The sequence below is a fragment of the Longilinea arvoryzae genome (genome assembly GCF_001050235.1).
Taxonomy (GTDB): domain Bacteria; phylum Chloroflexota; class Anaerolineae; order Anaerolineales; family Anaerolineaceae; genus Longilinea; species Longilinea arvoryzae.
In genome coordinates this window covers 2070285-2090521 of the sequence record NZ_DF967972.1, presented here as the reverse complement: position 1 = coordinate 2090521, position 20237 = coordinate 2070285, and the positions used below count along the sequence as shown (strand labels likewise).

Below are 20237 nucleotides of genomic sequence, written 5' to 3'. Positions count from 1 at the left end.
CAGCGCATACAGAGAAAGAAAGAGAAAAGAGAGAAATAAAAGGCTTTCGGGATCGCCATCCGAAAGCCTTTTTATAGAGATTATGATTCTCGAAAATCTCGTTTTTCGATTTTTCTTCTCATCCCTATTTCTCTTCTCCGTGCCCGCCTGCGCCCTTGGGCGCCGTGTCTCCGTGGTCAATTTTCTCTTACTGTTGTTCGAGAATGATGGCTTCGTATGGCTCGAGCACCAGAACCGAATCGTGCAGCACGGGCAGCTCGGTTCGCCGGGTGGAATAGGCCAGCCGCCAGCCGCTCATCGCCAGTTCGCTGCCCAGCACCAGCCGGTTGCGTTTGCGGTGGAAATTGAGCGCCACCAGCAAAGTCTGATCGCCGTTCTTGCGCAGATAAGCCAGCAGGGAGTGCGGTTCATAGGTCAATGGCAGGAAAATCCCATTGCGCAGGGCCGGAAGTTCCTTGCGCAGCCGCAGCAGCCGCCGGTAGACGTGGAATACCGAATCGGGCTGTCTGCGCAGCGCCTCGACGTTACGAAAGGTCACGTCCGGATGGACACGCATCCACGGCGTTCCACGGCTGAAGCCGGCTTTCTCGTCGCCGGTCCACTGCATCGGCGAGCGCTCGCCGTCCCGCCCCACCGGGATCGGCCAGTAGCGCAGTCCGACCGGATCCTTCATCTCTTTGCGCGGCACGCGCACATTGCGCATGCCAATCTCTTCGCCTTGATACATAAAAGGCGTTCCGCGCTGGGTCAGCAGCAGCGTCGCCAGCACCTTCAACCGTTCGTCGTCTTCACCGCGGGTGTAACGGGTGGCAATTCGATTCACGTCGTGATTGCCAAGTACGTAAGTGGGCCAACCGCCGTCGTTGTACTGGCTGTCGATGGCCTGAATAACCTTCAGGAAAGCCGCCGGATTCCAGCCGCATTCCAGGAATGAAAAGTCGAAAGCCGCGTGCAGCAGTCCCGGGCGCGCGTACCCCGCGGCCTTGGGGGTATTGGACAGGAAAGTCTCGCCCACGGCATAACGTTCGGGAACCGAATCCAGCAGAGCGCGGATTTCCTGCAGCAAGGGCAGCATCTCAGGCCGGTCGCAGTCGTAGAGGTGCACCTGGCAGTCGAACGGACGCCGTCCCAGCCGGCGCGGGTTTTTACGCAACCGGTCGTCTTTGAAGTAAACATTGAACACATCCAACCGGAAACCATCCACGCCGCGATCGAGCCAGAAGCGGAATACATCCAGCATGGCCTTACGCACCGCCGGGTTGCGCCAGTTGAGGTCCGGCTGCTGGCGGGTAAACATGTGGTAATAATACTGGTGGGCAGCCTCATCCCACTCCCAGGCAGAGCCGCCAAAAACGGATTGCCAATCGTTGGGCAGGCGGCGACCGGGCATTGCATCGCGCCAGATATACCAGTCGTGGTACGGATCATCCCGGCTGCTGCGCGATTGCAGGAACCAGGGGTGCTGATTCGAGGTGTGATTCAAAACCAGGTCCATCACAATGCGCAGCCCGCGCTGGTGCGCGGCCTGCACCAGGCGGTCGAAATCCTCCAGGGTCCCATACTTGGGATCGATGGCCGTATAATCGGCAACGTCGTAGCCGAAATCGGCGTCCGGAGATGGGTAGATCGGTGAAAGCCACAGCGCATCCACTCCCAGTTCCACCAGGTAATCCAATTTTGACAGAATGCCGGGCAAATCGCCAATTCCGTCGCCGTTCGAATCCGCGAACGAGCGGGGATAAATTTGATAAATTACACCATCGCGCCACCAGAGAAAATCCGATTTCATGGTAAAATCCTCATTGCATTTGGGCTACGCCTTATTTTAGTCTTAACCTGGAAAAGCGACCAAACGCAAAGAGCTAGGGATTTCCCTGCGGGTGACTCTTGGTTATTCGTTTTGCTTTGCCTTGCCTGCCTATTGGATTTATGATAAAATAGGTTTATCGCCAACGTATAGGTATGCAATGAAAAGTGGGCCTCCCCCACTTTTCTTCATATAAGGGATCAAGTTTGGAGAAAGTTAAGGAATGAAGAACGAGTTTACTCTGGCATTCAATGAAGTCTTGGAAGAAAAACAGCTCCCCCGGGAGATCATCCTCAAGGCGCTCGAATCGGCGATGATTTCAGCCTATCGCCGGGCCGTGAATGCTTCCAATGCACAGCACATCGAAGCAACCGTCGATACCGAAACCGGCAAAGTGACCATCTTCGCCGAAAAAGAGGTCGTCGAGGACGTTCAAGATGTCCGTACAGAGGTTGCGCTGGAAGAAGCTCATCGCTATAACCCAGAAGCCGTGCTCGGCGACATGGTTGTGGTAGAGAGCACTCCCAATGACTTCGGACGCGTCGCTGCCCAGACTGCCCGCCAGGTGATCCAACAGCGCATTCGCGACGCTGAACGCCAGGCGCAGCTGGCCTTCTTCAACAAACAGCTCGGTGAAATCGTCAGCGGGTTGGTTCAGGCCGTCAACGCCCAGGGATTGACCATCGGGATGGACATGAAGGCCGAAGGCACCATGCCGCGCAAAGAGATGATTCCCGGTGAACGTTTCCGCATTCACGACCGCGTGCGTGCGCTGATTTCCGAAGTCAAAGATTCGCCGCGCGGCCCGCAGATCATCCTCTCCCGCACGCACCGCAATTTCCTGCGCCGCCTGTTGGAGACGGAAGTCCCCGAGATTTATCACGGCGTGGTCGAAATTCGCTCCATCGCCCGCGAACCCGGTGAACGCGCCAAGGTAGCTGTCTCAGCGACCCAGACCGGCATCGATCCGGTGGGCGCGTGCGTTGGTATTCGCGGCGTGCGCATTCAGGCCATCGTCCGCGAACTGCACGACGAAAAGATCGACGTGATCGAGTGGAACCCCGATCCGGCCGCCTTCATCGCCAAGGCGATCAGCCCGGCCCGCGTGACGGGTGTATATCTGAACGAACGCGCCACCGGTGGCAAAACCGCCACCGTGGTGGTTCCTGAAGATCAACTCAGCCTGGCCATCGGCCGCGACGGGCAGAACGCCCGCCTGGCCGCCAAACTGACCGGTTGGCGCATCGATATCAAGAGCCTGCCCGAGGCGGTCAGCGATACGCTCTACCGCCTGCAGAACGAACCCGTTCTGCTGTCAATCGCGGACAGCGAGGTTGATACCATCGCCCGGATCGAGGAAAGCCTGGCCCGCAAAGCCGACGGCCGCCCGCTGACTCCGGAAGAATACGATATCATGGCGCATTTCGTCGACCGGGTCGAAAAGCGCACGGCGCACAAGCCGGAAAAGAAAGTCGAAGTCGTGGCATCCGAAGTGGATGAACTCATTCCGGCCGACGCTTTCGAAACCGCCATTCTGGACGGGCCGCTGCCCGAACACGTGGCCAATCTGCTGCAGGAAGCCGGCTATGCCACAGTGGGTGAAGTCGCCCGCCAGATGAAGCAATCTCCGGATGATGTTCTGCGCATCAATGGCATCGGTCCCAAGGCCATGGCAGAAATCATCAAGATGATGGACGATCTGGATGCGCGGGTGGCTGCCGCGAAGGCCGAGACTGCGCCGGTCGAAGAAACAAAGGCCCCCGAGGCCGAAGCCATGCAGGCGGTCGAATCGACGGAAGGCGAAGCAACTGCCGAAAAACCGGCCGAAGCCGAAACCAAGGAAACAACCGTCGAAGAGCCCCCCATTCGCGCCATTCCCGAGCCCGAACTGGTTACGCCCGTTCTGGAAGAAGAGCCTTCACTCGAAGATCTCTTCACGATGCGTCCCGAAATCCTTTCCAATCCTGAAGTTGCCGAAGAGGAAGAGGAAGAAGTGGACAGCGCTGGCAACAAGACTGGCAAGAAGAAGAGCAAGAAGAAGCGTAAGAGCGTCGAAGTGGTCTACGATCCCGAGCGCGATTTGACGCTTGCCCGAAAGAAGCACAAGCGCGGCACCGACGGCTGGGATTGGGAATAGTATCGGTTCCAGAGAGTGAAAGGTGGTCAAAAAACCTACGAAACGTGTCAAGCATATTCCACAACGCACTTGTGTAGGTTGTCGCCTGGTACTTCCCAAGCGAACCCTGATGCGCCTTGTGCGCACCCCGGAAGGCATTCGACTCGATCCCGGCGGTAAGGCCGCCGGACGAGGAGCTTACCTGCACAATCAAAGCTCTTGCTGGGAAAGAGCTTTAAAGGGCGCCCTGGCCAATGCGTTGAAAATGGAACTGACCGAGCAGGATCGAGAGTACCTGCATGGGATTATGGTTTCCCTGCCCGCGGACGAACCCGCCCAGGGTCTCCAACCCACGCAGGATCAAAAGCCCCAAAAGGGGCTAAAGCCCCCAACAGGGCTAAAGGATCCGGCATGATCCTCATCCCCAACAATCCCGTCGAGGGTGTCTGCATGCTCGATTGATCCTTTCCCATCTCGCTGCTCTTCACTGCGCAAATAGCGCACCCAGCCGCTTATTAGTAGAGATTATCGGATTTAAATTCGTTTCAGGGCAAACATGGGGATGGGTGCAATAAAAATCGGAGGTGCATTATGAGCGAGATTGGGCACAAAACCATAGAATTACCCGCCAGCATCACAGTTCGCGATCTGGCGCAATTGATCCAGGCCAGCCCGATACAGGTCATCAAGATTTTGATGTCCAACGGCGTGATGGCCAGCATCAACCAGACCATAGATTTCGATACCGCCGCGGTTGTTTCATCCGAACTGGGCTTCGAAGCCAGTATGGAACAACCCGATGTTGTAGAAGAAAAAGAAACGGGTGAAATTCCCCTCTGGCGGCAGTTGATTGCCAATGAGGAATCGACGCAATTGATTGCGCGCGCCCCGGTGGTCACCATTCTGGGGCACGTCGATCACGGCAAGACCACCCTGCTCGATGCCATCCGCCACGCCAATGTGGCCGGCGGCGAAGCGGGCGGAATTACCCAGCATATCGGCGCCTATCAGGTGGAACTCAAGAACCACCCGATTACCTTCCTGGATACGCCCGGTCATGCGGCCTTTACTGCCATGCGCGCCCGCGGCGCCCAGGGTGCCGATATCGTGGTGCTGGTGGTTGCCGCCGATGACGGCGTGATGCCGCAAACCCGCGAGGCCATCGCCCACGCACGCGCGGCCCGCGTACCCATCATCGTGGCACTCAACAAAATCGACAAACCGGACGCCAACCCGGATTTCGTCAAGAAACAGCTCGCCGATATGGGATTGGTCCCGGACGATTGGGAAGGCAATACCATCATCGTACCGGTTTCCGCCAAGCAGAAAAAGGGCATCGATGATTTGCTGGAAGCCATTCTGCTGGTGGCCGACAGCATGGAAATCAAAGCCAACCCCCAGGGGCGCACGATCGGAACCGTGGTCGAAGCCCAGGTGGAACGCGCCAAGGGTGTGATCGCCACACTGCTGGTGCAAAATGGCACGCTGGAACTAGGCGACGCCGTTCTGGCCGGCAGCTCCTATGGTCGCGTTCGCGCCATGTTCGATTTCCGCGGCCGCAAGATCCACAAGGCCGGCCCATCCACCCCCGTGCAGATCATGGGACTCAACGACGTTCCCACCGCTGGCGATCTCTTCCAGGTCATGCAGTCGGAAAAGGAAGCCCGTCAGGTAGCCGAAGAACGTAAGTCCCAGGCCCATGAGACGCAAATTTCCGGCCCGAAAGCCTCGTTGGAGGAATTGTTCAGCCGGGTTCAATCCGGTGAAGAGCATGAATTGCGCTTAATCGTCAAGGCGGATGTGCAGGGCTCCCTGGAGCCGATCGTCAATGAGATCAACGACATGAAGAGCGACGAGATCAAGATCAACATTCTGCACTCCGAAACCGGGAACATCACCGAAAACGATGTCATGCTGGCCGCGGCTTCCAAGGCCATCATCATTGGCTTCAACGTCCAACCGGATGGCTCTGCGCGCCGGACGGCGGAATCGGAAGGCGTTTCCATCCGTCTATATGATATTATTTACCGTATGACCGAGGATATCGAGAAGGCCCTCAAGGGCATGCTCGAACCGGAATTCCGCGAAGTCAAACTCGGGCACGCCGAAGTCATGGCCGTTTTCAAGATCACCAAAGTGGGCAACATTGCCGGTTGCCGGGTGCGCGATGGCGAAATTCGCCGGAATGGGAAGATCCGTGTCATCCGTGGCGGACAGCAAATTGCTGAAGGTGAAATTGCCTCCTTGAAACACGAGAAAGACGACGTCCAGAACGTGAGACAGGGCTTCGACTGCGGTATTGCGCTCAAGAATTTCAACGAATTCGTTCAGGGCGATATGTTGGAATGCTACATCCTCGAGCGTAACGGATAATTTTGAAGGATTTCATGGAGTAAGCTGCATGCCATCAAAACTTCGCCTCCAACGGATCAATGATCGCATCCGCGAGGAGCTTTCAGAAATGCTCGTGAAGAACGAAATCCACGATCCGCGCCTTGCCGGCATTTCCATCACGGATGTCACCGTCGACCGCGAGTTGGCCTATGCCGACATTTTCGTCTCGGCCGTGGAAGGAAGCGCGCGCTCGAAGGAAATCCTGGCTGGAATGGAAAGCGCCAGCGGCTTTATTCGGCGCATGCTGGCCGAGCGCGTCGATCTACGCACCTTTCCGCGCCTGCGCTTCCGCTGGGATCCAACCCCCGAACGCGCGGACCGTATTGAGCAGATTCTCTATTCGCTGCGGCAGGAAAAACCAGCCGCCGATGAAAAACCATCCGAAAAAAACGAGGAGGAGTAATCTTCCAGGCGTTCACCTGTGAGGTGTTTATTCCATCACCTGTGGGGATAAGATAATGGGAAACGGCGAATTTGATCTCAAGAATGCCATTTCTGGTGTCCTGGTAGTGGATAAACCGGTCGGACTCACTTCTCATGATGTGGTTCAAGTAGTCCGGAAGGGAACCAATATCAAACGCGCCGGGCATACTGGCACGCTCGATCCACGCGCATCCGGCGTGCTGGTCATCCTGGTGGGGCCGGCCGTACGCCTCAGTGAATACGTCTCCGCCTCGGATAAACGCTATCAGGCCGTGATTCGCCTGGGCGCCTCCACGGATACCTACGACGCCGAAGGGCGGATCACCCGCACCGTGCCGGTCGATCACATTACCGAAGAGATGTTCGAGAAAGAGCTGCAGGGTTTTGTTGGCGAAATTGAACAGGTCCCGCCGCCCTTTTCGGCCGTCAAGGTAAAAGGCCGCAAAGCGTACGAAATGGCACGCGAAGGCGAAGAGGTCGAACTGGCGCCGCGGCGAATTCATGTCTACCACCTCGAATTACTCGAGTGGGCGCCGCCGGAAGCCGTTATCGACGTGTATTGCTCCTCGGGCACCTACGTCCGTTCGTTGGCGCACGACCTGGGCGAAAAAATGGGCGTGGGCGCTCATCTGGTCGGGTTACGACGCACGAAATCCGGCCGTTTTACCCTGCGCGATGCCGTTCCGCTGCGGAAATTGCGCGAAGCCTTCGAAGACGGCAGTTGGTACCAGTACCTGATCCCCGCCGCGGAAGCGCTTTCGGAATGGCCGGCCGTCGAACTGACCGTCGAACAAATGGATTTGATTCGCCACGGTCACCGCATTCCCGCCGACGTCAGCGAAGGGAAGATGGCGCGCGGCATAAACGAACAAGGTGAGCTGGTGGCGTTGATGGAATTCGTCCCCGAATCCGGCGAATGGCAGCCCAAGAAGGTTTTCTTCTCTTAATCCCGGTCCAACTGGAGCCGCCATGCCGCATCATCGAACTCTGGATGAAATAAAACTGGACCGTTCCTGGCTATCCATCGGTGTCTTCGACGGCGTGCATCTCGGGCATCAATCCTTGCTCAGACGCCTGGTGGAAGGCGCGCACGCCGAAGGACTACCGGCTGTGGTCGTCACATTCTTCCCTCACCCGGTCGTCGTGCTGCACGACCTGCAAGATCCCGTCTATCTGAGCATGCCGGACGAACGCGCCGAATTGCTGACAGAAGCCGGTGTGGACGAAGTCGTCACCCTTGAATTCGACCGTCACCTGGCCTCCCGGACGGCAGCAGAATTCATGGGGATGATGAAAGAGCACCTGGGTGTGGTGCACCTTTGCGCCGGGTATGATTTCGCGCTGGGGCGCGGCCGCGAAGGCAATCTGTCGGTGCTGCGTCAGCTTGGGAACCAGATGGGATTTACCATCGAGGTTATCCAACCCGTTTCTGGCCTGAAAAACGAAGTCATCTCCTCCAGCCATATTCGCGACCTGCTCAGCCAGGGCGAGGTCCATACCGCCGGCGACCTGTTGGGCAGGCACTACACCATCGATGGCATCGTCAGCCATGGCGATGGCCGCGGGCACGGCCTGGGCTTCCCGACCGCCAACATTTCCATACCTGAACAGCGCCTGGCGCCCGGCCGCGGTGTCTACGCCACCTGGATCTGGCTGCGAAACGAGCGTTTCCCGGCCGTAACCAACATCGGCCTGCGCCCGACCTTCGAAAATCAGCCCGTCCTGCCCCGCATCGAAGCTCACATTCTCGATTTGCCGGATGATCCGGATCTGTACGGACAACCGGTTCGCCTGGAATTCGTTGAGTTTCTCCGTCCGGAGCTGCGCTTCCCGCATATTCAATCCTTGATCGACCAGATCAACAAGGACATCCAGCGCTCGCGTGAGGTTTTCGATCATGACCGTTAAGCGCCAGGTCTACCTGCTTGACCCGCAAAAAATTCCTCCCGAAACCATCGCTGTCACCTTTGCTAAAACTTCGCGCTCGCCCCAGACCTTTCGTGAAATCGCCGCCGAATTAAGCGCCGAGAAATCGGCCGAATTTCATGAAAAATGGGTCGTCGGCTACGGGCATGCCTCGGTCGCCGAACATGCCGTGCTGCATATCGCAGTGGAAAACATCTCCCGTCTGGCCGTCGAGGCGCTCGAATCGAACCGCCTGGCGTCCTATACCGAAAAATCCACCCGCTACCAAAAGTGGGATCCGGATGCCTTCTTTATCCCTCCCGAACTCGAGGGACATCCGCTGCGGTCAAAATTCGTCCAGACCTGCCAATTCCTGTTCGACGCTTATCAGCAAGCCCTGCCGGCCGTGCAGACCGTGGTGGAAGAGGTCAACCCGCGCAATGCGGATGAAAGCAAATCCGCCTGGGAGCGCCGCCTGCGCTCGAAATACGTGGATGTGTGCCGTTTCTTGCTGCCGGCCGCCTCGCTGGCCAACGTGGGCATGACCATCAACGCGCGCGCCCTGGAACACGCCATCCGCAAGATGCTTTCACATCCGCTGGCCGAAGTGCAGCAGACCGGAGTGGAAATCAAACGGGCCGCTCTCGAGACCGTGCCCACCCTGGTCAAGTACGCCAATTCTGTGCCCTACTGGCAGTCAGCAGCCTCGAACCTGACCCAGGCCGCGGCCGAAATCAGCCTTCCATCCGGCTCTTCCGATTGGTGCCAGTTGATCTCACACGAATCCGACGCCGAAAACCGGGTCCTGGCGGCCGCCTTGTACCGGTTCAGCGGTTATAGCTATGCGCAATGTCTCGCGTATCTAGAATCACTCGCCGCAACCGAACGTGAACGGCTGGCCCAACTGCTGCTGAACGACCGGGACCGGTTCGACATCCCCCTGCGCGAACTCGAATACGCTTCCTACACCTTCGACCTGATCCTCGACCAGGGCGCTTACTTCGAACTCAAACGCCACCGCATGATGACCCAGACCCCTCAGCCGCTCACCACCCGCCTGGGGTACGCCCTGCCGCGCCAGATGGCGCAGGCCGGCCATGAAGCTCTCTTCCGGCAGGCCATGCAGGCCGCGCAGGAATGTTTCGAAGAAATCCACGCGCTCTTCCCCCACGCCGCGTCATATATCGTGCCCAACGCCTTCAACCGTCGCGTATTGCTCGAATGCAACTGGCGCAGCCTGGATCACTTTGTCGCTTTACGCACCGCTCCCAATGCGCATTTTTCGCTGCGCCGCATTGCCCAGCGCATGGCGTCGGAGACCCGGACTGCCACCCCCCTGCTGGGCGCCTATCTGCGTCCCAACCCCGACGAGACCTGGCAGGAGATCGAAAACGCCTACTTCACTGCAGTAAAATAACTATCATTTCGGATTCATTGAGGTTGCTTTGAAAAATCTATTCTGGAATGCCGGAGAAAAGAGACTGCGCACCTTCTGGCGCCTGGTTATTTTCTTGATATTGCTGGCCGGTCTCATGTTCGGTTTCACACTATTGGTGCAGTTGATTAACACGGTCGTCCTGCTCGCGGGTCACCAGTGGAATACCGCTGTTCTCAGCAACCCGGCCCAAAATGTGGCCTTTGGCGGGATTCTGCCCCTGATCCGTTCCATCAACGGCCTGCTGACCCTGGCCGTCATACTCGGCGCATCGGCGCTGGCCGGCAGACTGCTGGACCGGCGAAGTTTCACCGATTTCGGTTTTCATTTCGGGCGGCAGTGGTGGAGCGACCTTGGCTTTGGTCTGGCTTTGGGCGCGGTCCTGATGGCTCTCATTTTCGGCGTCGAATACGCGGCCGGTTGGGTCCAGATCACCGCCTCGCCCACCAACCAGTATCCCGAATGGTCTTTTACCGCCTGGATCTTCTCCAATGGGTTTTTCTACCTGTGTGTGGGGATTTACGAAGAACTCGTTTCGCGCGGCTACCTGCTGCGCAACCTGGCCGAAGGCCTGCGGATTGCCAGGGTCCAACCCAAAACCGCCGTGTTGATTGCCTACTTGATCTCGTCATCGGTTTTTGGCCTTCTGCACCTCGGCAATCCCAACGCCAGCCTGATCAGCACCCTCAATCTGGTCCTGGCCGGACTGTTCCTCGGCCTGGGTTACGCCCTCACCGGCGAATTGGGCATTTCTATCGGCCTGCACATCACCTGGAACTTTTTTCAGGGGGTTGTGTTTGGATTCCCGGTCAGCGGCACCAGTTCGGTGGCCAGTCTCATCGGCATTCAGCAGTTGGGTCCGGATTGGATGACCGGCGGCGCGTTTGGCCCCGAAGCCGGCGTGATGGGTCTGGCCGCCATGGCTATCGGTTTTGGTATGGTCTGGCTCTGGGTAATCCGGACGCGCGGTAAAGCGCCCTTGCGCGAGGAATTGGCCGTCTACGCCGCCCCTCAGGCTCCTGAGGGCCCGCAGGCCCTGGAGGGCGCCGGCGGCACTTCAACGCAGGCAGATGTCTCTGTCTCGGCGGATTAAGGATCCATGATCAGGAGGAAGGATGAACAAAGCCGAACTTCTCAAACGATTGGCTGAAAATCGCGACCAGTTGAATGTCCTGCTCGAGGGCGTCCCGGAGGAGGAATTGATCAAACCCGGCGCCTACGGCGAATGGTCGGTCAAGGATGTGCTGGAGCACATCAGCCGCTGGGAATCCGAGCTCATCAAAGTCCTCTACCAGGCAGCCCAGGGCGCGGAGCCCGAAAGCGAAGTATTCAATCCGGAATACCTGAAGGTCAACGACGTCTGGTTTCAGGAAAGCAAGGATCGGCCTTTGGAGCGCGTGATGGATGATTTTCAATCTGCGCGCAAACAACTGATCAGGCGCATGACCGATTTCCCCGAAAAACAGCTCACGACGCCGGGCGTCTACCCGTGGATGAAAAAACACGCCCTGATCGTCCTGCTCAAGGATATTGCCCTGGAACACGAAGAAGAGCATCTCGAAGGACTCAAGACCTGGCGCGCCGCATTGAAATCCTGAGATTCCCCCTTGACAAAAAGGATTCCGTGCTTATAATTTGATCAACTTAAGAACGAAAGACGTTGAAGAGGACGAGTATGCATCGCCCAAACGGTACAGAGAGCAGGAGCCGGTGAAAACCTGCCCGTACAGGGATGCAGAATGGACCTCGGAGTTGCAAGGCGAACGGCCACCCGGCCCACTAGCCAACGCCGGAGCTGCCACCGTTATCAAGGCAAAGGATATCGCGACTCTTGCCGCCGTATCCGCAAGAGTGAGGCTGGCTTTGATCCCCTGGTGCCTACACCAGGGGATTTTTGTAACCAAAGGCAGTCAGCCTAACTGGGGTGGCACCACGGACCAGCGTTCGTCCCCAGAGGGATATTCCGTCCCTCGGAGATCAACGCTGGTCTTTTTGTATTCTGGAGGTAAAGAATGAACTCAACCCTGCAGCGCATTCTCACCGGGCACCGCCCGACCGGGCCGCGTCATATTGGCCATCTGGTAGGCACGCTCACCAACTGGGTGAAATTGCAGAACGACTACGAATGCTTCTTTCTGGTCGCCGATCTGCACGTATTGACGACCGATTATCAGCATCCGGGCCAGATTCGCGCCAACATTCAGGAAATGCTGGCCGATTGGCTGGCCGCGGGCATCGATCCACAGCGTTCGCGAATCGTGCTCCAATCGGCGATTCCGGAACACGCCCAACTGAGCCTGCTCCTGAGCATGCTGGTCAGCGAATCACGCCTGCGCCGCGTGCCCACCTATAAGGAACAGGTGAAAGAGCTTCACATGCAGCCCACGTTGGGTTTCCTGACCTACCCCGTGCTGCAGGCGGCGGACATCCTGCTCTACCGGGCCGGCCTGGTGCCGGTTGGAGAGGATCAACTCCCGCATCTCGAACTGGCCCGCGAAATCGCCAGACGCTTCAACCAGCTTTACAGCCCGCTCTTTCCCGAACCGCAGGCCCTGCTCTCCTCCGTTCCGCGCCTGCCGGGCATCGACAACCGCGCCATGCACACCTCGTATGGAAATGCCATTTACCTGCGCGACACGCCTGAAGAAACCACGCGCAAGGTCATGGCGATGTATACCGACCCGACCCGAATTCACGCCAGCGATCCGGGCAAAGTCGAAGGCAACCCGTTGTTCGTGTACCTGGATGCATTCGATACCGACGCCGAAAAAGTCCAGGCTTACAAAGAGCGGTATCAGCTTGGAACCGTCGGCGATGTTGAAATCAAGCAGCACCTGGCCGAAGTGCTCAACCGTTCGCTGGCCCCACTGCGTGAGCGGCGTAACGAGCTCATCCAACATCCAGACGACCTGGAAGATATCCTGCTCGATGGCACCCGGCGCTCGAAAGAACTGGCGCATTCGACATTGGAAGAAACCATGGACCGCATGGGGTTGACGCTGCGGCCACCGGAAGATCAGTTTTTCCCGCCGCAAATCCCAGCTCGCGGCATTTTCTGCTAACCTTTTTTTTTACTGTTTCAAGGAGGTAGTCATGTCAGACCAAATCCGTTTCCTATTGAATGATACCGATCTACCGCGCGCCTGGTACAACATCAACGCCGACAGTCCCGTTGCGCCCGCTCCGGTTCTTAACCCGGCCACCAAGGAACCCGTCACGCCCGACGACCTGGCTGTGCTCTTTCCGATGAATATTATCGAACAGGAAGTCGCCACGGACCGCTACATCGATATCCCCGAAGAAGTGCGCGAGATTTACAAACTCTGGCGGCCAACCCCCTTGATGCGCGCCCGCCGGCTGGAGAAGGCGCTCGGGACCCCGGCTCACATCTATTACAAGTATGAAGGCGTCTCGCCGTCCGGCAGCCACAAGTCCAATTCGGCGGTACCGCAGGCCTACTACAACAAGATCGCCGGCACGCGTGCCATGACCACCGAAACCGGCGCCGGCCAGTGGGGCACGGCGCTGGCTATGGCCTGCCAGTTCTTCGAAATGGACCTGGAAGTCTACATGGTCAGGGTATCCTACAATCAGAAGCCATACCGCCGCAATTTGATCGAAACTTACGGCGCGCGGATCTTCGCCAGCCCCACCAACCGCACCAGCGTGGGCCGGGCTGCCCTGGCGCAGGTCCCTGACAATCCGGGCTCACTCGGCCTGGCCATTTCCGAAGCCGCCGAGGTCGCCGCCCTCTCTGGGGGTCATAAAAAGTACGGACTGGGCTCGGTGCTCAACCACGTGCTCCTGCACCAGACGGTGATCGGCGAGGAAGCCCTCAAGCAAATGGACCTGGCCGGCGAGTACCCGGACGTGGTCATCGGCTGCGTGGGCGGCGGTTCCAACTTCTCCGGCATCGCATTCCCGTTCCTGCGCGAGAATCTGCGCAACGGGCAGCGCACCCGCCTTCTGGCCGTCGAACCCGCCGCCACCCCGTCCATGACGCGCGGCGTGTACGCCTTCGATTACGGCGACAGCGCTCAAATGGCGCCGATCGTCAAGATGTACACACTGGGTCACGATTTCATCCCGCCATCCATCCACGCGGGCGGACTGCGCTACCACGGCATGTCGCCGATCTTGAGCGGGTTGTACAATGCCGGCCTGATCGAAGCCACGGCCGTTCGCCAGTTGGATGTGTTCGAAGCCGCCGTCCAGTTCACGCGCACCGAAGGCATCCTGCCGGCGCCTGAGTCGGCGCATGCCATTCGCACTGCCATCGATGAAGCCCTGCAGGCGAAAGAAACCGGTGAGAAGAAAGTCATCCTTTTCAATCTCTCCGGGCACGGCCATTTCGACCTGTCCGCTTACAGCAGCTATCTGTCAGGACAACTCGAGGACGACGCCCTGCCCGAAGCAGAAATCACGGCCATCCCCGAACGCCTGCCGCAGGTCAGCCTCCCGGCCTGAGCCAGGATGGATATCTTCCCCCATTTCGTATCGGGGGCAACGAATTTTAGGGGCGATTATGAATCGCCCCTAAAATGTTTATCCACGACTTGCAGTAGGGTGGGCTTGAGCCCACGCTTCCATGCTGAAATTTGGCGTGAAGGCTCCCTGTTTGACATCCATTGCTCCCGATGCCAGAAGACGCGTGCTCAAGCACGCCCTACGGAGTAGGCTCACGCTTCCATGCTGTATTTGGCGTGAAAGCCCCCGGTTTGACATCCATTGCTCCCGATGCCAGAAGACGCGTGCTCAAGCGCGCCCTACGTAGTAGAGCCCACGCTTCCATGCTGCAATTCAGCGAGGAAGCCACGTGTTTGACATCCATTGCTCCCGATGCCAGAAAACGCGTGCTCAAGCGCGCCCTACGTAGTAGAGCCCACGCTTCCATGCTGTAATTTGGCGTGAAAGCCCCCGGTTTGACATCCATTGCTCCCGATGCCAGAAGACGCGTGCTCAAGCGCGCCCTACGTAGCCTAGTCTTCCACTTCGCCGATCAAAGCAATCAAGACATGTTGGTTGACGAGCTGCGCGGTCGGCGCGCCCGGAGCCGGCCAGGCAAGCTGGCCCAGCGTGTACCCGCCAATCAGGGGAATGTCCGGTAACGCCTCGCGGACCTGTTTGAAGAAGGCATCCATCCGGCCTTCCAGCAGGGCCTGCCAGGCCTGGTCGATCAACACCAGTCCGACCAGAGGCGCCGCCGAGCCCAGGGATCGGAGCGCCTCGCCGGCCGCCAATCGCGCGGCAGACAGGCAGGCATCCGGGTCGCCGACCATCAGATGCGCGGTCTGTCCTTCCGGCACGCGCGCATTCATGCGCAGGTTGCCGTCCACTTCCATGCGCAGCGGGCTGCGCAGCAGCAATGCTTCCGGTCCGCCGGTTTCGATTCCCAGCGCGTACAGGCGCACATAGTCGGAAAGGGGCGGAAACGCCCATTCGTTTTCCGGGTAACCCAGCGCTGCGGCGAACGCCCTGGCAGGCGCCACGTCGTCCAGGCCCTGCACCCACATATCCCGCACGCGCGTCACTTTCCAGGACCAACCGGTGTCCTTCCAGCCATGCCCCATGCCCAGGCCAAGCCGCAGTTGACCACCCAGGAACAACGCCGAGAGCGCCCCGCTCTCGGCATGATTACCACCCAGGCAAATCGTGCGACCCTGGCGATAATCTCCGCTGGCCAGACAACCGGCCACGTGAATATTCATCTGGTTGATGGTTTCGCACAACTGGCTCGCGTCGCCGTTCACGCCGTCTGCCGCCAGGAGCAGGGCCTGTGCGCTGGCCTGAATAATGCCCTGTGCCAGGCCGGCCTGGTTGCGCACGGCGCGGGCGAACTGGGTGGCCGCACCGTTTACGTCCTGCGCGAAATTCGCCAGCCAGTTGACGTGCGCCTTATACCCGCTGCCTGAAAGCAGCACGACGCCGATCGAACGGGGCTGTTCGCCGTCCGCCGAAAGCGGACAGGTCGTGCTGAATCCCCATACGGGTATATTCCCCAATTGCCCGATCAGGGTTTGCAAAATCTCGGGGCCGGAGAATTCCTGCGCCATAAATACCAACGCCAACGCCGGGCGGTTGCCGCCCAGCGCGTCCAATGCCTGTTGAACCGCCTGGCGGGCGGCTTCGCGGCCATCCCAGCCGCGGCCAAAACCGATCCCAGTCGATTTGCTCATCCTGTCCTCTACTGCTCGGCCACCGGCACGGTGATATGGAATGTGGTTCCTACCCGGTATTCACTTTCGAACCAGATCTTACCGCCCTGCATTTCCACCAGCGAGCGGGTGATGTTCAGGCCCAGGCCGGTGCCCGGAGCTTCACGCGTCTTCGGATCTTCCGATCGGAAGAATTTCTGGAAGATCTTCGTCTGGTCCTCTTCGGAAATGCCGATGCCATTATCGCGCACCCAGATGTGCACCACCTCGGCAGCGCCCTGTTCATCCCAGCGATTGGCCGTGCGTTCCGCGCTCAGCAGAATTTCACCGTCCTTGTCGGTGTACTTGTTGGCATTGCTCACCAGGTTCACCAGCACCTGAGTCAGGCGGACGCGGTCGGCCCACACCGGCGGCAAATCCTGCGGAAGAACGATCTCGAATTTTTGGTTCTTCTCTTCGATTTGCTTATGGGTCGAGCGGTTGATTTCTTCCACGATCTCGGCCAACTTGATGGCCTTGAAGTCCAAGCGCAAACGGCCAACCTCGATCTTGGTCACGTCGTTCAAATCAGAAATCAGCGTGTTCATGCGGTCGATATTGGAGCGAATGGTGGAGAGGAAATTGGTCTGGGCTTCGTTGATCGGGCCCACCGCCCCGACTGCCAGCAGCTCTGTGTAACCCTTGATGGAGGTCATCGGGTTTTTCAGTTCGTGCGCCACAAAGGAGACGAATTCGCTCTTGGCTAGGTTGGCCGCCTGGACCGCCGCATAGAGCTGCGCGTTGGCGATCGCGATGGAAGCGTGGTCGCTCAGGCGCAGCAGGAAGTTCATTTTCTCATCGCCGTACGATTCGGCCTGAAGCGATTCGAGCAGAATCAATCCGGTCGTCGCGGTTTCGCGCCGGATGGGAATAATCGTTTGATTTCGGGCTCCATGCAGCAACCCGCCTTCGCGCGCCACGGTCAACTGGCGCGGCGCGCCGCTCTCGACGACCTGCTCCAGTTGGAACTGATCGGAAGGCATGCGCCCTTCGGCGAAGATATCCAGTTCATTGGAATACCCTTGAGACGCCATGATTTGCAGGGTCTTATCCTGGACGATCGTGACCAGGCCGGCGCTGGCGCCGGATTGGCGCATGGCCCATTCCAGGGTGATGCGCATGGCCCGGGTGATATCCAGGCTGGTGTTCAATTCGCGGTCGATGCGCTGCATGACCTGCAATTCTTCCACGCGCGCCGAGAGTGCCTGATCGGTATTGGTATACAGGCGCGCGTTCTGGATGGCAACGCCGGCCTGGGCAGCGAAGGCCGAGAGCAGATCCTGATCGTCGATAGTGAAAGCCAGTCCGTCGCGCCGGTTGATCACTTCGATGACGCCGATGACCCTGTCCTGCACCATCAGCGGGATCACCAGCAGCGCCCGTGTCACAAAGCCGGTTTGCTTGTCAGGCTTGGAGAACCAGTCGGACGATTTTTGTACGTCGTTGACCATCACCGGCAGGCAGGTGCGCACGGATTTTCCGACCACACCCGAACCCGCCGGCACGCGCTGCCCGACCAACGTGTCGGCGACTTCACCGACCGCCACCGAGATGACCAGATCATCGGTTTGATCATCCACCATCAACAGGCTGCCGGCCTCGCAGTTCAGAATCTCGACCGCCTTGTTGAGGATGTTGCTTAACAGGGGTTTCAGTTCCAGCGTGGAAGTCAACTGGCGGGTCACTTCATTCAGGGTGGTCAACTGGCGGGTACGGCGTTCAGCCTCGCCCAGCAAACGCGCCTTAACGATCGCGCCGGCGACCTGGTCGGCAATTGCCTGCAGCAGGCCCAATTGTTCCTGTGTGTAATAGACGTTGGGTTCGCGGTCGGCCAGGCTGAGCAGGCCGATGGTTTCGGCGCCCGTATTGAGCGGCACGCACAACCAGGCGTGCCATTCGCTCGAGCCGCCCAACAAACCGCGGCGTTGAACTTCACGGCTGTAATCATCCGCGACCACCGGACGCCGCTGGTGAAGCACCTCATATTCGAGCGTGTGGGTGGCTTCAAGCGGTTTGTTTTCTTTCTGCGGGACGCGGTCGTCCTTTTCCACAACGAAAACCGGAATCAACTCGGAACGCGCAGAATCGTAGAGGATCAGCGAAAAATCGTCCGTTGGAATGATCTGCGTGGTTTGGGCGTAGATCAATTCGAAAATATCGTCCAACGAAATGGTGATATTCACTCCCTGAGCCACCCGGGTGAGCACGTTCATTTCCTGCATGCGCTTTTCCATGCTATCCATCACCTGGGCGCGTTCGATGGCCAGGGAAGCCTGATCGGAAAGCGAATCCAGGAAGCTCAAATCCCGGTTGGTAAAGACTTCACCCGAACGACGCTGCCCGAGGGCAATCCAGCCCGTCAACTGCTCCCGCCCGAGCAGCGGCACGTACACCTGCGAGCCCAACAGGCTGATGCGCACCGATTCGGGCTGCAGCGCGAGCGGCAGCGATTCGGCGGTATTGATATACAGCGGGGATTTACGCCCATTGAGCATCTGCACCAGCGCGCTGGAATGGGAAAACCGCAGGTCGCTGGTGGATTGGCCGTCCGCATCTTTGGCCGCCACGTACTGGTCGGTGAAAGAGTCCAGCACGAAAATGTGCAGACGCTGCGGCTGCATGGACTGTTCGATATACTGGCGAAGGACGGCCAAAATCTGGGATAATTCCACGGCTCCGGTCAGCTCCCCCGAAAAAGTCTTCAGGCGTTCCTGATAAGCCCGTTCGCCGCGGAAGAAAATCCGATCCAGCATGCGTTCCAGCCGCTGGCGAAGCGGCAGCAAAAACAATGCCAGCAGGAAGATGGCCAATCCGGCGATCAACGGGCTGTTCGGCCGCAGTACATTATCCAATGTCAGCCCCAACCCCGCGACCAGCAGGGCATAACCGACCGTGATCAAGACCGCCAGAACGCTGTACAACACGCCCCGGCTGATGACGAAATCGGTCTGGACGATGTTATGGCGCTGAATGGTGTAGCCCGTCACGAGCGGGAAGATGGCCATGGGCACCAGCAACAGCGGGGTAAAGGAATTTCCCGACCAGAGCGGCGTACCGATCAACCAACCGAGGATAAGGCCGAACGAAAGCAGCCCGCCCATTACGATCCAACGCAGTTGTTCGCGTTCCACCGGCGAACCGGTGCTGAAGGAGCGGCGCGCGAGCAGGACCAGGCCGGCCAAAATGCAAAGGACGGTAAAAACAAATTCGATTGTGACGGCCAAACGGTAGAGGGATGGTCTGCCAATGGCGCAAACCGCAAAACCGGCCAGCAAAATTGCGGCTGCAAACGGCATCCAGCGCAGCCAGCGTTTCCGATTGACCCAGGGCCGCGGCGTGGGGAACAGGAATGCCGCGGCTAGCATGGCCGCCCCGGCCAGGGCAACCGAAAGCAGCCACAGGCTCGAAAAAGCATGCGTGGTGTAGAAGTCGAATAAACCGGCCGTACTCACGCCCAGCGAAACCATGAAGATGCTCAGCGCCCGCCCACTGGGTGAATTGCGCCGCAGCAGGAAGAACCAGATTCCCGAAACCAGCAGAATCAGGCCGATCAAATACGGTAAATAGCAGAAAGTAAAACGATCCGCGGTGGGAAAGCGTGAAAGGCGTACATCCAGCGTGCGTTCCTCGCCGGCAGCGTTCATCAGAGATAACGTCGCCATATCGCCCGGCCGCGACGTTTCGAGAGCATACGCCAGGTCCTGGGCGGATCCGACGATCTGGCCATCAACCGTCACCAACCGGTCCCCATTGGCAGCTCCCAACGCCTGCGCGGCCCACGCGCTCGAAAACTGCGCCGGCGTCACATCGTTGACCAGCATGCCGGGTTCGAGAAAAACTCCGATGAAGGGCCGGGAGAGCCAGTGGGTCGCCAGGATTGGGTAAGCGACGAAGGCAATCAAAGCCGCGACCAGTAACAGGAGCACCAGCAGTTGCGGCATCCAGACATGCAAGGATTGTTGA

At 58.7% G+C, this 20237-nt stretch carries 14 protein-coding genes, 1 pseudogene and 1 other annotated feature; of the genes and pseudogenes, 12 read left to right on the top strand and 3 right to left on the bottom strand.

The window, feature by feature from the left end; all coding sequences use genetic code 11:
- Nucleotides 1–187 precede the first annotated feature (187 nt).
- On the bottom strand, nucleotides 188–1789 hold the full coding sequence (locus LARV_RS09310) for a glycoside hydrolase family 13 protein (protein ID WP_075073379.1): 1602 nt from the start codon (nucleotides 1787–1789) through the stop codon (nucleotides 188–190).
- 241 nt (nucleotides 1790–2030) lie between these two features.
- Here LARV_RS09310 and nusA point away from each other — a divergent pair, with 241 nt between their 5' ends.
- The 12 genes and pseudogenes from nusA to LARV_RS20185 all read left to right on the top strand — a co-directional run bounded on the left by nusA (nucleotide 2031) and on the right by LARV_RS20185 (nucleotide 14981).
- A complete protein-coding gene (gene nusA, locus LARV_RS09305) occupies nucleotides 2031–3944 on the top strand; it encodes a transcription termination factor NusA (protein WP_075073378.1) in 1914 nt (637 codons plus the stop codon).
- A 22-nt stretch (nucleotides 3945–3966) separates the two neighbouring features.
- On the top strand, nucleotides 3967–4338 hold the full coding sequence (locus LARV_RS09300; protein ID WP_075073377.1) for a YlxR family protein: 372 nt from the start codon (nucleotides 3967–3969) through the stop codon (nucleotides 4336–4338).
- A gap of 200 nt (nucleotides 4339–4538) precedes the next feature.
- A pseudogene (infB, locus tag LARV_RS09295) lies at nucleotides 4539–6296 on the top strand (translation initiation factor IF-2); the annotation flags it as partial.
- A gap of 28 nt (nucleotides 6297–6324) precedes the next feature.
- A complete protein-coding gene (gene rbfA, locus LARV_RS09290; protein ID WP_075073375.1) occupies nucleotides 6325–6720 on the top strand; it encodes a 30S ribosome-binding factor RbfA in 396 nt (131 codons plus the stop codon).
- Between the two features lie 55 nt (nucleotides 6721–6775).
- Nucleotides 6776–7687 carry a tRNA pseudouridine(55) synthase TruB gene (truB, locus tag LARV_RS09285; RefSeq protein ID WP_075073374.1) on the top strand — a complete coding sequence of 304 codons (912 nt, stop codon included), beginning with the start codon at nucleotides 6776–6778 and terminating at the stop codon, nucleotides 7685–7687.
- 22 nt (nucleotides 7688–7709) lie between these two features.
- Nucleotides 7710–8648, top strand: coding sequence for a bifunctional riboflavin kinase/FAD synthetase (locus LARV_RS09280; RefSeq protein ID WP_075073373.1), 939 nt, complete (start codon nucleotides 7710–7712; stop codon nucleotides 8646–8648).
- Nucleotides 8638–10062: an FAD-dependent thymidylate synthase gene (locus LARV_RS09275; RefSeq protein ID WP_075073372.1), complete on the top strand. Its 1425-nt coding sequence runs from the start codon at nucleotides 8638–8640 to the stop codon at nucleotides 10060–10062. Before LARV_RS09280 ends, LARV_RS09275 begins: the two co-directional genes overlap by 11 nt.
- Nucleotides 10063–10090: 28 nt before the next feature.
- Complete coding sequence (locus tag LARV_RS09270) at nucleotides 10091–11173, top strand: CPBP family intramembrane glutamic endopeptidase (protein WP_075073371.1); 1083 nt, start codon at nucleotides 10091–10093, stop codon at nucleotides 11171–11173.
- A gap of 22 nt (nucleotides 11174–11195) precedes the next feature.
- Complete coding sequence (locus LARV_RS09265; protein ID WP_075073370.1) at nucleotides 11196–11678, top strand: DinB family protein; 483 nt, start codon at nucleotides 11196–11198, stop codon at nucleotides 11676–11678.
- Nucleotides 11679–11731: 53 nt separating this feature from the next.
- Nucleotides 11732–12035 (top strand) — a binding site (T-box leader).
- 57 nt (nucleotides 12036–12092) lie between these two features.
- Nucleotides 12093–13142 (top strand): tryptophan--tRNA ligase, encoded by a 1050-nt coding sequence (trpS, locus tag LARV_RS09255; protein WP_075073368.1) that lies wholly within the window; start codon nucleotides 12093–12095, stop codon nucleotides 13140–13142.
- A gap of 31 nt (nucleotides 13143–13173) precedes the next feature.
- Nucleotides 13174–14547, top strand: a complete 1374-nt coding sequence (locus LARV_RS09250; RefSeq protein ID WP_075073367.1) for a TrpB-like pyridoxal phosphate-dependent enzyme — start codon at nucleotides 13174–13176, stop codon at nucleotides 14545–14547.
- Nucleotides 14548–14798: 251 nt separating this feature from the next.
- Nucleotides 14799–14981, top strand: coding sequence for a hypothetical protein (locus LARV_RS20185; protein ID WP_152031761.1), 183 nt, complete (start codon nucleotides 14799–14801; stop codon nucleotides 14979–14981).
- A 78-nt stretch (nucleotides 14982–15059) separates the two neighbouring features.
- On the opposite strand, the gene LARV_RS09245 is transcribed toward LARV_RS20185, so the two are convergent.
- Together LARV_RS09245 and LARV_RS09240 are read right to left on the bottom strand one after the other, a co-directional pair.
- On the bottom strand, nucleotides 15060–16256 hold the full coding sequence (locus tag LARV_RS09245) for an FIST signal transduction protein (protein WP_075073366.1): 1197 nt from the start codon (nucleotides 16254–16256) through the stop codon (nucleotides 15060–15062).
- 8 nt (nucleotides 16257–16264) lie between these two features.
- Nucleotides 16265–20215 (bottom strand): GAF domain-containing protein, encoded by a 3951-nt coding sequence (locus tag LARV_RS09240; protein ID WP_075073365.1) that lies wholly within the window; start codon nucleotides 20213–20215, stop codon nucleotides 16265–16267.
- Nucleotides 20216–20237: the final 22 nt, after the last annotated feature.